General features: G+C 51.4%; 10 protein-coding genes. 5 read left to right on the forward strand and 5 right to left on the reverse strand.

What is annotated here, in order from left to right; genetic code table 11:
* Positions 1 to 8: 8 nt before the first annotated feature.
* The 3 genes from hcp to aqpZ all read right to left on the reverse strand — a co-directional run bounded on the left by hcp (position 9) and on the right by aqpZ (position 3,680).
* Positions 9 to 1,661: a hydroxylamine reductase gene (gene hcp, locus FDX24_RS15050; protein ID WP_048212063.1), complete on the reverse strand. Its 1,653-nt coding sequence runs from the start codon at positions 1,659 to 1,661 to the stop codon at positions 9 to 11.
* Between the two features lie 155 nt (positions 1,662 to 1,816).
* Positions 1,817 to 2,716: a lysine exporter LysO family protein gene (locus FDX24_RS15055; protein WP_101741491.1), complete on the reverse strand. Its 900-nt coding sequence runs from the start codon at positions 2,714 to 2,716 to the stop codon at positions 1,817 to 1,819.
* A gap of 268 nt (positions 2,717 to 2,984) precedes the next feature.
* A complete protein-coding gene (gene aqpZ, locus FDX24_RS15060; RefSeq protein ID WP_048212061.1) occupies positions 2,985 to 3,680 on the reverse strand; it encodes an aquaporin Z in 696 nt (231 codons plus the stop codon).
* A gap of 364 nt (positions 3,681 to 4,044) precedes the next feature.
* Between aqpZ and FDX24_RS15065 the strand changes: the two genes are divergently transcribed.
* The gene (locus tag FDX24_RS15065) at positions 4,045 to 5,703 is read left to right on the forward strand and encodes an ATP-dependent endonuclease (RefSeq protein ID WP_048212060.1); all 1,659 of its coding nucleotides are present in this window, start codon (positions 4,045 to 4,047) and stop codon (positions 5,701 to 5,703) included.
* Here FDX24_RS15065 and FDX24_RS15070 read toward each other — a convergent pair.
* On the reverse strand, positions 5,700 to 6,650 hold the full coding sequence (locus tag FDX24_RS15070; RefSeq protein ID WP_137364549.1) for a VirK/YbjX family protein: 951 nt from the start codon (positions 6,648 to 6,650) through the stop codon (positions 5,700 to 5,702). The two genes, FDX24_RS15065 and FDX24_RS15070, sit on opposite strands and share 4 nt — an antisense overlap.
* A gap of 161 nt (positions 6,651 to 6,811) precedes the next feature.
* Between FDX24_RS15070 and macA the strand changes: the two genes are divergently transcribed.
* Both macA and macB read left to right on the forward strand, forming a co-directional pair.
* Positions 6,812 to 7,927: a macrolide transporter subunit MacA gene (macA, locus tag FDX24_RS15075; protein ID WP_048212058.1), complete on the forward strand. Its 1,116-nt coding sequence runs from the start codon at positions 6,812 to 6,814 to the stop codon at positions 7,925 to 7,927.
* On the forward strand, positions 7,924 to 9,870 hold the full coding sequence (gene macB / locus FDX24_RS15080; protein WP_115643585.1) for a macrolide ABC transporter ATP-binding protein/permease MacB: 1,947 nt from the start codon (positions 7,924 to 7,926) through the stop codon (positions 9,868 to 9,870). The genes macA and macB overlap by 4 nt, the downstream gene beginning before the upstream one ends.
* A gap of 84 nt (positions 9,871 to 9,954) precedes the next feature.
* Here the strand turns inward: macB and cspD are convergent, their stop codons facing one another.
* Positions 9,955 to 10,179: a cold shock-like protein CspD gene (gene cspD / locus FDX24_RS15085; RefSeq protein WP_005128369.1), complete on the reverse strand. Its 225-nt coding sequence runs from the start codon at positions 10,177 to 10,179 to the stop codon at positions 9,955 to 9,957.
* 322 nt (positions 10,180 to 10,501) lie between these two features.
* Between cspD and clpS the strand changes: the two genes are divergently transcribed.
* Complete coding sequence (clpS, locus tag FDX24_RS15090; RefSeq protein ID WP_005128368.1) at positions 10,502 to 10,822, forward strand: ATP-dependent Clp protease adapter ClpS; 321 nt, start codon at positions 10,502 to 10,504, stop codon at positions 10,820 to 10,822.
* Between the two features lie 30 nt (positions 10,823 to 10,852).
* Entirely contained in the window at positions 10,853 to 13,129 is a 2,277-nt protein-coding gene (clpA, locus tag FDX24_RS15095) for an ATP-dependent Clp protease ATP-binding subunit ClpA (RefSeq protein ID WP_048212056.1), read from the forward strand.
* Positions 13,130 to 13,151: the final 22 nt, after the last annotated feature.

Consider the following 13,151-nt stretch of genomic DNA (forward strand, 5'->3'; position numbering starts at 1 on the left):
TTTACTCCTTACGCGCTCAGCAGTTGCTTCATGTCTTCTTCAACGGTGGTCACGGAACGCAGACCAAATTTCTCGTTGAGAACTGCCAGCAGATCTGGCGTGAAGAAGCCAGGCGCAGTCGGGCCAGTCACGATGTTTTTCACGCCCAGCGACAGCAGGGTCAGCAGAATAACAATCGCTTTCTGTTCGAACCATGAGAGCACCAGAGACAGCGGCAGATCGTTCACGCCACAACCCAGTTTCTCCGCCAGCGTGACCGCCAGGATAATGGCAGAGTAGGCATCGTTACACTGACCGGCATCGACCAGACGCGGCAGACCTTCGATATCGCCGAATTCCAGTTTGTTGAAACGGTATTTACCACAGGCCAGAGTCAGGATCAGGCAGTCATCCGGTACGCTGGTGGCGAAATCGGTGAAGTAGTTACGTTCACCACGTGCGCCGTCGCAGCCGCCAACCAGGAAGATGTGACGCAGTTTTTCGCGGCTCACCAGGTCAATCAGGGTATCAGCTGCACCCAGCAGCGTCTGACGACCGAAACCGACGGTGATCAGATGAGGTATTTCGCTGTACGGGAAGCCAGCCATCTGCTGCGCCTGAGCAATAACCGGACCGAAGTCATCACCTTCGAGGTGGCTCACACCCGGCCAACCAACGATGCTACGGGTCCAGATGCGGTCATCATATGCGCCAACGGTTGGGTCGATGATGCAGTTAGAGGTCATGACGATTGGGCCAGGGAAGCGAGCAAATTCAACCTGCTGGTTCTGCCAGCCGCTGCCGTAGTTACCGATCAGGTGTTTGAACTTACGCAGCTCCGGGTAGCCGTGCGCCGGCAGCATTTCACCGTGGGTATAAACGTTAACACCGGTGCCTTCAGTCTGCTCAAGCAGGTTGTACAAATCTTTCAGGTCGTGACCGGAGATCAGAATGCACTTACCTTCGGTTGCTTTCACGTTGACCTGGGTTGGGGTCGGGTGACCGTATTTCGTGGTTTCACCGGCGTCCAGAATGCTCATCACTTTAAAGTTCATCTGGCCGATTTCCATTGAACACTCCAGCAGAGCGTTCATATCGGAAGGCCAGGTACCCAGCCACGCCATGATTTTGTGGTACTGAGCGTAGATATCGTTGTCGTACTGGCCGAGAACGTGTGCGTGCTCCATGTAAGCTGCCGCACCTTTCAGACCGTACAGACACAGCAGACGCAGGCCGAGGATATTCTCGCCGATGGTCGCTTTGTCTTTGTTCGGGGTGAATTCAGCGGCCTGACGTTGCAGGTCGCCCAGATCGTCGCTGACCAGTTGCAGGTCGGCCATCGGGTTTTCAACAGTGGCGTTAGCATCAATGTTCAGGCATTGCGCTTTCAGTGCATCGCGCATGGCGATAGCTTCACGAGCATAGCCAACAATACGCGGGGAATCGAAGTTCACGTTGGTCAGCGTGGAGAAGAATGCACGCGGCGCAAAGTTATCAACCTCATGGTCGATGATGCCGTATTCACGTGCTTTCACAGCCCATGCAGACAGACCTTGTAGGGCAGCAATCAGCAGATCCTGCAGATCGGAGGTTTCAGCCGTTTTACCGCACATACCCTGCGCGTAAGAGCAGCCGTTTCCCGCCGGAGTACGGATGGTTTGTTCACATTGCACACAAAACATGGTCACACCTTTTAAAGTTATATTTGATATACATGTTTAAGGTTATGCCTGCGCGCGAAGGGATTAAAGGGATTTCTGCTACAACTTGCAGGGAGATTGATTTAGCGCAATTTTGGCGGTAGCTGACTACCGCCAGAGAGGTATTTGTCTGTGTATCAGGCGGAGAAAAAGGCCATTAACAGTGGCACTAACAGACTCAGAATAAAGCCGTGCACAATGGCTGCGGGAACCATCTCCAGACCGCCACTGCGTTGTAACACGGGCAGCGTGAAATCCATTGACGTCGCCCCGCAAAGACCCAATGCGGTTGAACGGCTGCGGACCACCAGTCCAGGGATCAGCATAATGGCAATCAACTCACGCGCCAGGTCGTTAAAGAAGGCGGCGCTGCCAATGACTGGACCGAATGATTCGGTCAACAGAATGCCTGACAGGGAATACCAGCCAAAACCCGATGCCATCGCCAGTGCTGTTTTCAACGGCAGGCCGAGGATCAGCGCATTGATGACGCCGCCCAGCAGAGAACTGGCCACCACGACCACGGCAACAATCATGCCCCGACGGTTCAGTACAATCTGCTTTAATGTCATACCGCTGTTTCGCAGTTGGATCCCGACCAGGAATAATAAAAAGATCAGCGTATATTCGCTGGCTTCGGTCGCGTGCTGCAGCATCGACAATCCGCTAAGACCCAACAGAAAACCCAGCACCACGACGCCGCAAAGCTGTAGCGACTCAAGCGCCATCGCGATCCGGGAGGGGAGCTTCTCTTGCTGGTGGCTGTGTCGCCAGGGGAGTGAGCGCTCCAGCCACAGCAGCGCTGCGATATTACATAGCAGAATGACCGTCACACTAACGGCAGAATAATAAAGAATGGATAACAGATTACTGGCGAGATTATCCAGAAACGCCAGACTGATCCCCATAAAAAAGAGAATAAGGTAGACGATCCAACTCAACAGCCGATTGATAAGTTTTAATGCGGCTCTGTGTCGCAGCGGAATGAGGTAACCCACAATAAGGGGTACCAGAATGATTAACAGCCCTGAGAACATGAAACCCCGATCCTTGCTGAGAAGTAAGACGAAATGCACAACTATAACCTAAATAATTCAAGTTGCAGGAAGGCGGCAAGGGAGTGAATCCCCGGGAGCGTACATAAGTACGTAACTGGGGGGAGCGAGCGCAGTCAACACATCTGCAACTTGAAGTATGACGGATATACACACTACTGAAAGCAAAGAGGGGAGTAAAGTTGCAAATAAAAGGAAATATAGCGAGGAAAAAAAGGCCTGACAATTCATCAGGCCTTGTTGTTAGCGATTAATCGCGTTTTTCCAGCAGGGTGCGGTAAATAAGACCGCCGACGATCCCGCCGATAATCGGCATAACCCAGAATAACCAAAGCTGTTGTAATGCCCAGCCACCCTGGAAGATAGCAACCGCAGTACTACGAGCCGGGTTTACGGATGTATTGGTGACCGGGATACTGATCAGGTGAATCAACGTTAATGCAAGACCGATGGCAATTGGCGCAAAACCTGCCGGAGCATGTTTATCGGTCGCACCGTGGATCACTAATAAGAAACCTGCGGTCAGGACGATTTCAATTACGATGGCAGAAAGCATGGAATACCCGCCAGGTGAATGCTCACCGTAACCGTTTGAGGCGAAGCCACTGGCTGCTGCATCAAAACCGGCTTTGCCGCTGGCAATAAGATAAAGTACTGCTGCTGCTACAATGCCGCCCACAACCTGAGCAATAACATAACCAATAACGTCTTTCGCCGGGAAGCGACCACCAGCCCATAAACCGAATGTCACTGCTGGGTTAAAATGGCCACCTGAAATATGACCCACAGCGAATGCCATGGTTAATACTGTCAGACCAAAGGCCAGGGCGACACCGGCAAACCCAATACCTAACTCCGGGAAAGCCGCGGCCAGAACGGCACTACCACACCCGCCAAAAACAAGCCAAAACGTGCCGAAGAATTCGGCTGCTAATTTCCTGAACATAACCACCTCAATTAAAAGTTCCGGGTTAGTTTTTCTATCCCGGTATTTCATCGCTAAAAGGGACGATGATTAAAACGCGCTTATTCTAGAAAAAAATCTCATCCCTTCGCCACTTAAATTAATAAAAAAATTTGATTTAAGGCAATGTGATGCGAATCCTTTTTGGAGTTCAGGTGAATAAAGCATAGTTCAGTTATCAGAAGTCTGATGATTGACGTCTGAAATTATATTCAAAAGTAATTTTTAAAGAGAATATTCTTAACTCTTTCGATTTATCTGCGGATGATATCGGGTGTTCTGAGCGCCCGCTTACCGTTATACTCCTGATAACTTGAAGGAAAAAGTGAGCATTTCCGGAGGCTATATGATTCTCGAACGCGTTGAGATTGTTGGGTTTCGTGGTATTAATCGGCTGTCGTTGATGCTGGAGCAAAACAACGTGCTGATTGGGGAAAACGCGTGGGGTAAGTCCAGCCTGCTGGATGCGTTAACCCTGCTGTTGTCGCCAGAGTCGGATTTGTACCACTTTAACCGCGAAGATTTCTGGTTCCCGCCGGGTGACATCCAGGGCCGGGAACATCATCTGCATATTGTCCTGACATTTCGTGAATCTCAACCGGGTCGCCATCGTGTGCGCCGATATCGCCCGTTAGAAGCGTGCTGGTCGCCGTGCCATGATAACTATCACCGTATATTTTATCGGCTGGAAGGCGAGTGCGCTGATGACGGCAGCGTCCTGACATTACGCAGTTTTCTTGATGGCGAAGGCCACCCATTACCCATCGACAATATTAACGATCAGGCGCGTCATTTGGTGCGTTTGATGCCAGTATTACGTTTACGTGATGCGCGTTTTATGCGGCGCATCCGTAATGGAACGGTGCCGGATTCCGCGGATGTTGAAGTGACTGCGCGTCAACTGGATTTTATGGCACGTGAGTTGGCCACCCGACCGCAGAATCTGACAGATGGGCAGATTCGCCAGGGGCTTTCGGCGATGGTTCAACTGCTGGAGCACTACTTTTCAGAACAAGGTTCCGGTCAATCCCGCTATCGTCTGATGCGCCGACGCTCCAACAACGAGCAACGCAGCTGGCGTTATCTGGATATTATCAACCGTATGATTGATAAACCCGGAGGGCGCACGCACCGTGTGATTCTGCTGGGACTGTTTTCTACGCTGTTACAGGCCAAAGGGTCGCTAAGACTGGATAAAGATGCTCGTCCGTTGCTACTGGTAGAGGATCCTGAAACGCGCTTACACCCCATTATGTTGTCTGTTGCCTGGCAACTGTTGAATCTGCTTCCCCTACAGCGGGTGACGACGACCAACTCTGGTGAACTGTTATCGCTTACGCCCGTTGAACATGTGGTCCGTTTGGTTCGAGAATCTTCCCGCGTCGCGGCCTGGCGACTGGGACCGGGAGGACTCAATGCGGAAGATGGGCGGCGCATTGCCTTCCATATCCGTTTTAATCGGGCGTCTTCACTGTTTGCCCGTTGCTGGCTGTTGGTGGAGGGAGAAACAGAAACATGGGTCATTAACGAACTGGCTCGTCAGTGTGGGCATCACTTTGATGCCGAAGGGATTAAAGTCATTGAATTTGCCCAGTCAGGGCTTAAACCCCTGGTGAAGTTTGCCCGCCGGATGGGAATTGAGTGGCATGTGTTGGTCGATGGCGATGAGGCGGGGAAAAAGTATGCGGCCACGGTACGCAGCCTGCTGAACGATGACAAAGAGGAAGAGCGCGAGCATTTGACCATGTTACCTGCGCTGGATATGGAACACTTTATGTACCGCCAGGGGTTCTCGGACGTTTTTCATCGGGTGGCGCAAATACCGGAAAATGTGCCGATGAATATGCGGAAAATTATAGCGAAGGCGATCCATCGCTCGTCAAAACCGGATCTGGCGATTGAAGTGGCGATGGAAGCGGGGCGACGCGGTGTTGAAGCGGTGCCAACGTTGCTGCGGAAAATGTTCTCCCGCGTGCTGTGGTTAGCACGCGGGCGAGCGGATTAGCGGCGGAACATGACTGATAACTGCGAGTGGATACTGTCGAGTAACTGATAGCGGCGGCGATATTCCGCGCGCTTCTTACTGGCAATATCTGTTTCGCTTTTACGCGCCAGCGTACGCGGAATATGATAGTAGCCATTGCTGTCACATTCGCCGCCAACTGACTCCCAAAATGAATTGTAGTCAGAAAGAATAACCTTGTTTTTATCATGGTAACGCTGGCTGCGAAAAATATGCTGGTCATTGCTGACGGCCAGTACTTGTTCAATATTCAATTGTTCTGCAAAACGACAAATAGCTTCCATTACAATACGTTTAGGAAACAAACCATGGCATGATTTTGTCGCTTTTTGAATTTCTTCGTGCGGCATTAATCGGTTACCCCCCTGCAAGCCACCAATAAAAAGCGCGCTGCGCCCTTCATAGTTGCACAGGGTGAAGGTCATTTCTGCTAATGTATCGCCCTCACTATTACGGACAAGAATGGTACTTTCACCTTCTTTATCCAGGGCAATAAATGATGACATTATAATGGTGTATATTGCGCTGTCTTTGCCTTCAATTTGTGCCAGTTGTAACCCATCGGCACTTAAATAATCATTAAATTCTGTCGATGAAAAAGCGTTGCGAATAACATTGTAATGAAAACGCACAGCATCGAGTTTTGTTTTACGGTCAAGGTTTACTGCGAGATACGCGCGATGCAGGCGAACCGGTATACGGGGTTGGATCGCGAGAATTTTTTCGAGATCCGGCCATTGCGCCAGCTCAGCCATCCATTCACGTGTTAATCGTGGCATCAGCAATGAGCGCCATACAAACTTACGGCGAAAGCTTCGTTGATGCCAAAATTTACCTGGCCGCCATTGTCCGGTTGTCAGACGACAAAAAAGACTAAAACTTGTGGCGGGTCTGGAAGAATGAAAAGTGCTTTCTGTTAGCTGGCTCATAATAACAATCCAATAGATACTCTGATACCAATTTCAGCACAGTGGACCTTAACGGTTCATCAATAACTCTGTTATTCTTTGCACTTTTCAACGTCTGTTAATTTATCGTTGATGGTTATCACTCCACTCTGGTAGGCGTATTGGGGGACACTGGGACATTTATGAAGCTCAAGGGAAAAATTAAAAAACGTTATTTTCTGCTCGCCATCATCATTATTGTGGCGATGATTTCACTTTGGCGAACGCTTAATGCGCCACTACCACAGTATCAAACGTTAATTGTACGTCCAGGCGATCTCCAGCAAAGTGTGCTGGCTACCGGGAAACTGGATGCGTTACGCAAAGTTGATGTTGGTGCACAAGTGAGTGGGCAGTTAAAAACGCTGTCAGTAGCCATCGGCGATAAAGTTAAAAAAGATCAGTTGCTCGGCGTTATCGATCCTGAGCAGGCGCAAAACCAAATCAAAGAAGTAGAAGCGACGCTCATGGAGCTGCGGGCTCAGCGTTTACAGGCCGAAGCTGAGTGGAAACTGGCGCGCGTAACGCTTTCTCGTCAGCAACAACTGGCGAAAACGCAGGCGGTTTCGCAGCAGGATCTCGATACGGCAGCGACCGAAATGGCGGTCAAGCAGGCACAGATTGGCACTATTGATGCACAAATTAAGCGTAATCAGGCTTCCCTTGATACGGCAAAAACGAACCTCGATTATACGCGAATCGTCGCGCCAATGGCGGGTGAAGTGACGCAAATCACCACCCTCCAGGGGCAAACCGTGATTGCCGCCCAGCAGGCGCCCAACATTTTGACGTTGGCAGATATGGGCACCATGCTGGTAAAAGCGCAGGTCTCCGAGGCAGATGTTATTCACCTGCAGCCAGGCCAAAAAGCCTGGTTCACTGTGCTGGGCGATCCGCAGACACGGTATGAAGGCGTGCTCAAAGATGTCCTTCCGACGCCTGAGAAGGTGAATGACGCCATTTTCTACTACGCCCGCTTCGAAGTGCCTAACCCGAAAGGGATCCTGCGCCTTGATATGACCGCGCAGGTGCACATCCAGCTCACAGACGTTAAAAATGTACTGACGATCCCGCTGTCGGCGTTGGGCGATCCTATTGGCAACAACCGCTATAACGTCAGGCTGCTGCGCAATGGTGAAACCCGCGAGCGCGAGGTGGTCATCGGTGCCCGTAATGATACCGACGTAGAGATTGTGAAAGGGTTGGAAGAGGGTGATGAAGTTATCACCGGTGAGGGTAAAGCGGGAGTAGCACAATGACGGCATTGCTTGAGTTGAGCAATATCCGCCGTAGTTACCCGTCAGGCGAGGGACAGGTCGAGGTATTAAAGGACGTTTCCTTGCGCATCCAGGCCGGTGAAATGGTGGCGATTGTCGGGGCGTCAGGCTCGGGTAAATCGACGCTGATGAACATTCTGGGATGCCTGGACAAGCCGACCAGTGGAACCTATCGGGTTGCGGGGAGGGATGTTTCTACACTGGATAGCGATGCGTTAGCGCAACTGCGGCGTGAGCATTTCGGCTTTATCTTCCAGCGTTATCATTTGCTGTCACATTTAACGGCGGCACAAAACGTTGAGGTCCCGGCGGTGTATGCCGGGACTGAACGTAAGCAGCGTCTGGCGCGTGCTCAGGAATTACTTCAGCGCCTGGGATTGGGTGACCGGGTTGATTATCAGCCTTCCCAGCTTTCCGGTGGTCAGCAGCAACGTGTCAGTATTGCGCGTGCGTTGATGAACGGTGGTCAGGTTATTCTGGCCGATGAACCCACTGGCGCGTTGGACAGCCACTCCGGCGAAGAGGTGATGGCTATTCTGCATCAGCTACGCGATCGCGGGCATACGGTAATTATCGTCACGCACGACAGCCAGGTTGCCGCCCAGGCAGAACGCGTCATTGAAATTCGTGATGGCGAGATTGTGCGTAATCCACCACCACAAAAAACCACTGCCGGACGTGATATTGATGAACCAACGGTGACGACGGCTTCTGGCTGGAGCCAGTTTGTCAGCGGTTTTCGTGAAGCATTGACCATGGCATGGCTTGCCATGGCCGCTAACAAGATGCGTACACTGCTCACAATGCTGGGTATTATCATCGGTATCGCTTCGGTGGTGTCGATTGTGGTGGTGGGCGATGCGGCAAAACAGCTGGTGCTGGCAGACATCCGGGCGATTGGTACGAATACTATCGATATCTATCCGGGCAAAGATTTCGGTGATGACGACCCACAATATCAGCAGGCGCTGAAGTATGACGATTTAGTCGCGATTCAGAAGCAACCCTGGGTCAGTTCTGTTACGCCTGCGGTATCGAAGAACCTACGCCTGCGCTATGGCAATATTGATGTCGCCGCCAGCGCAAACGGCGTTAGCGGTGATTACTTCAACGTCTATGGCATGACGTTCAGTGAAGGCGCCACCTTTAATGCAGAACAGCTGGCGGGTAGGGCGCAGGTGGTGGTGCTTGACAGCAATACCCGACGTCAGTTGTTCCCCAGCAAAGCAAAAGTGGTGGGTGAGGTTATTCTGGTGGGAAATATGCCAGCCACCGTTATTGGCGTCGCGGAAGAAAAACAATCGATGTTTGGCAGCAGCAAGATCCTGCGCGTCTGGCTGCCATACAGCACCATGTCAGGGCGGATCATGGGGCAATCGTGGTTAAACTCTATTACCGTGCGGGTAAAAGAGGGTTTTGATAGCGCCCAGGCCGAGCAGCAACTCACCCGTCTGTTATCGCTGCGTCATGGCAAAAAAGATTTCTTCACCTGGAATATGGATGGCATCTTGAAAACCGCCGAAAAAACCACACGTACATTACAGCTCTTTCTGACGCTGGTGGCGGTGATTTCGCTGGTGGTGGGCGGGATCGGTGTGATGAACATTATGCTCGTATCGGTGACAGAGCGTACGCGTGAAATCGGTATTCGGATGGCCGTGGGTGCGCGGGCCAGCGATGTGTTACAACAGTTCTTAATTGAGGCTGTGCTGGTGTGTCTGGTGGGCGGCGCGCTCGGCATCAGTTTGTCGATGTTAATTGCCTTTACGTTACAGCTGTTCCTGCCCGGGTGGGAAATTGGTTTCTCTCCTGTCGCGCTGCTAACGGCTTTCCTGTGTTCAACCGCCACCGGAATTTTGTTTGGCTGGCTTCCGGCCCGTAATGCAGCGCGTCTGGATCCCGTTGATGCTCTGGCACGAGAATAACGCGTTGTATTGCATAAGAAATAAAAATGCCAGCCTTAGGGGCTGGCATTTTGTCTGCGGGATGTACACAATGAGACAGAAGAGCTATGCGACAGCTTCTGCTTCAATGACGGGCACGATAAGACTGGCATGATTGCCTTTTGGCCCCTGGTGGACATCAAACTGGACAGACTGTCCGGCTTTTAGCGTTCTGTAACCATCCATCTGAATGGTGGAGTAATGGGCGAAGATATCTTCACCACCGCCTTCGGGGCAGATGAAACCAAACCCTTTGGCATTGTTGAACCACTTAACAGTACCCGTTTCCATACTTCGACATCCTTCGTAAATCTTATATAAGTAAGATGGAATGAACCGGTGGCGGAGTGGGGGCTGTTCAAAACCTCGCCAACTCTCGAAACTACAATTTAGAGAAATCAGGCGAGGCGTCAAGCGCCAGGCAGGTGGAATAGGGTAAAAATGCATCAAAATTTGAAGCAGTTAACGCTATTGTCGGATATGTGACAGATGTCGCGGATGGCACTGATAGATGATAGTTATCTAATACTTGAGGTAGATTGATTGTCCGCATAGGCTCTTGTCAGCGGCAAGTTATTCTGCCGGTAACCGTAACTGAAGATGACGACTGACAATGGGTAAGACGAACGACTGGCTGGATTTCGAACAGCTGGCGGAAGACAAATTGCGCGACGCGCTAAAACCGCCATCTATGTATAAAGTGATATTAGTCAATGATGATTACACTCCGATGGAGTTTGTTATTGACGTGTTACAAAAATTCTTTTCTTATGATGTAGAACGTGCAACGCAACTGATGCTTGCTGTTCACTATCAAGGTAAAGCCATCTGCGGCGTATTTACCGCCGAGGTTGCTGAAACCAAAGTGGCGATGGTGAACAAATATGCGAGGGAAAACGAGCATCCGTTGCTGTGTACGCTGGAAAAAGCCTGAATGCAGGCATAAATATTGGGGGAGGTGCCTATGCTCAATCAAGAACTGGAACTCAGTTTAAACATGGCTTTCGCCAGAGCGCGCGAGCACCGACATGAGTTTATGACCGTCGAGCACTTGTTACTGGCGTTGCTCAGTAACCCATCGGCCCGCGAAGCGCTGGAAGCGTGTTCTGTGGATCTGGTGGCGCTCCGTCAGGAACTCGAAGCCTTCATTGAACAAACCACACCCGTATTGCCTGCCAGCGAAGAAGAGCGCGACACGCAGCCGACGTTGAGTTTTCAGCGTGTTTTGCAACGCGCTGTCTTTCATGTTCAGTCTTCCGGGCGCAATGAAGTGACCGGCGCGAATGTGCTGGTCGCTATTTTCAGCGAGCAGGAGTCACAGGCGGCCTATCTGCTGCGTAAGCATGAAGTCAGTCGCCTGGACGTGGTGAATTTCATTTCTCATGGCACGCGTAAAGACGAACCGAGTCAATCTTCTGACTCCGGGAATCAGCCAAATAACGAAGAGCAAGCTGGCGGGGAGGACCGTATGGAGAACTTCACGACTAACCTTAACCAGCTTGCCCGTGTGGGCGGAATTGATCCGCTCATTGGCCGGGACAAAGAGCTGGAGCGCGCCATTCAGGTCCTGTGCCGTCGCAGAAAAAACAACCCGCTGCTGGTGGGAGAGTCTGGTGTCGGTAAAACCGCCATTGCCGAAGGTCTCGCCTGGCGTATCGTCCAGGGCGACGTGCCGGAAGTGATGGCTGATTGCACCCTTTACTCTCTGGATATCGGTTCGCTGCTGGCTGGTACCAAGTACCGCGGCGATTTTGAAAAACGCTTTAAGGCGCTGCTGAAACAACTGGAACAGGATACCAACAGCATTCTGTTTATCGATGAGATCCACACCATTATCGGTGCGGGTGCGGCATCGGGCGGTCAGGTGGATGCGGCTAATCTGATCAAGCCGCTGCTCTCCAGCGGGAAAATCCGTGTGATAGGTTCAACCACTTATCAGGAGTTCAGCAATATCTTTGAGAAAGACCGTGCGTTAGCACGTCGCTTCCAGAAAATCGATATCACTGAGCCGTCAGTGGAAGAGACAGTGCAGATCATCAACGGTCTGAAACCGAAGTACGAAGCGCACCATGATGTTCGCTACACCGCCAAAGCGGTACGTGCAGCGGTCGAACTGGCGGTGAAATACATTAACGATCGTCATCTGCCGGATAAAGCGATTGACGTGATTGATGAAGCGGGCGCACGTGCGCGTCTGATGCCGGTCAGCAAGCGCAAGAAAACCGTCAACGTGGCAGATATCGAGTCCGTCGTGGCCCGCATTGCGCGGATCCCGGAGAAGAGCGTTTCGCAGAGCGATCGTGATACGCTGAAAAATCTGGGCAACCGTCTGAAAATGCTGGTATTCGGGCAGGATAAAGCCATTGAAGCACTGACCGAAGCGATCAAAATGAGCCGTGCTGGTCTGGGACACGAGCATAAACCGGTCGGGTCGTTCCTGTTTGCCGGGCCGACTGGCGTTGGTAAGACCGAGGTCACGGTACAACTGTCCAAAGCGCTCGGCATTGAGCTGCTGCGTTTTGATATGTCCGAATATATGGAGCGCCACACCGTCAGCCGCCTGATTGGTGCGCCTCCGGGTTATGTCGGTTTTGACCAGGGTGGTTTACTGACCGATGCGGTGATTAAACATCCTCATGCGGTACTGTTGCTGGATGAAATCGAAAAAGCGCACCCGGACGTCTTCAACCTGCTGCTGCAGGTGATGGATAACGGTACGCTGACCGACAATAACGGGCGTAAAGCGGATTTCCGCAACGTGGTGCTGGTGATGACGACCAACGCCGGGGTACGTGAAACTGAGCGTAAATCGATTGGGCTTATTCATCAGGACAACAGTACTGATGCGATGGGCGAAATCAAAAAAGTGTTTACGCCGGAATTCCGTAACCGCCTCGACAACATTATCTGGTTCGATCATCTCTCTACTGAGGTGATTCATCAGGTGGTGGATAAATTTATTGTCGAGCTGCAGGTTCAACTGGATCAGAAAGGTGTCTCTCTGGAAGTGAGTCAGGAAGCACGTAACTGGCTGGCAGAGAAAGGCTATGACCGCGCAATGGGCGCACGTCCAATGACGCGTGTTGTCCAGGATAACCTGAAAAAACCATTGGCTAACGAATTGCTGTTTGGTTCGCTGGTGGATGGCGGTCAGGTTACCGTCGCACTGGACAAAGAAAAAAATGAGCTGACCTATGGTTTCCAGAGTGCGCAAAAGCACAAGCCAGAAGCTGCCCATTAATTTCTAATTACATGATAAACCG

Origin of the sequence: Citrobacter sp. wls716 (genome assembly GCF_005280975.1) — a bacterium.
Classification (GTDB): Bacteria; Pseudomonadota; Gammaproteobacteria; order Enterobacterales; family Enterobacteriaceae; genus Citrobacter; species Citrobacter youngae.